This window comes from Variovorax sp. GW458-11-26-14-LB1, from assembly GCF_059423965.1.
On the sequence record NZ_JBWKYW010000106.1, the window covers coordinates 1 to 740 of the forward strand.

The following is a 740-nucleotide window of genomic DNA, read 5'->3' on the forward strand; positions in this document are numbered from 1 at the left end:
CGCTGGTAGCCGCGCGCCTCGTTGGCCGCGTCGTTCATCATCTTCTGCTCGGCCGGCGTGAGCGAGTCCCAGAACTTCTTGCTCACCAGCACGATGTTGGCGGCGTACACGTGGTTGGTGGCGCTGACGAACTTCTGCACTTCGTAGAACTTGTTCGACAGGATCACCGCATACGGGTTCTCTTGCCCGTCGACCGCCTTGGCTTCGAGCGCACCGTACAGCTCGGCGAAAGGCATCGGCACGGGGTTGGCCTTGAAGGCCTTGAAGGTTTCGAGGAACACGGGATTGGGGATCACTCGGATCTTCAGACCTTCAAGGTCTTCAGGCTTGGCGATGGGGCGCTTGCTGTTGGTGACGTTACGAAAGCCCAGGTCCCAGTAGCCCAGGGCGACAAGGCCCTTCTCGGGGAGCTTGGCGATCAGGGCCTGGCCCAGAGGCCCGTCGAGCAGTGCATCGGCCTGGGCGAAGTTGTTCACCGAGAAGGGGAAGTCGACGAGGCCGAACTCCTTGACGATGCCTGCGAGGGACGTGGTGGCCGGTGCCGACATCTGCTGCACGCCGCCCTGCAGGGCCGACTGCTGCTGCATCTCGTTGCCCAGCTGGGAGGCGGGGAACTCCTGGACCTTCATCTTGCCGCCGCTCTTGGCCGAGAGCAGCTCGGCGAAGCGCTTGACGCCGAAGCTCACGGGATGGTCGGCGTTGTTCAGGTGGCCGAAGCGGATCACGCGCTCCTGCTGCGC

General features: G+C 63.8%; 1 protein-coding gene. It reads right to left on the reverse strand.

Translation table 11 applies throughout. From position 1 onward, the window contains the following. Nucleotides 1-740, reverse strand: a 740-nt coding sequence (locus AC07YS_RS31905) for a DctP family TRAP transporter solute-binding subunit (RefSeq protein ID WP_495270370.1), incomplete at both ends; no start/stop codon positions are given.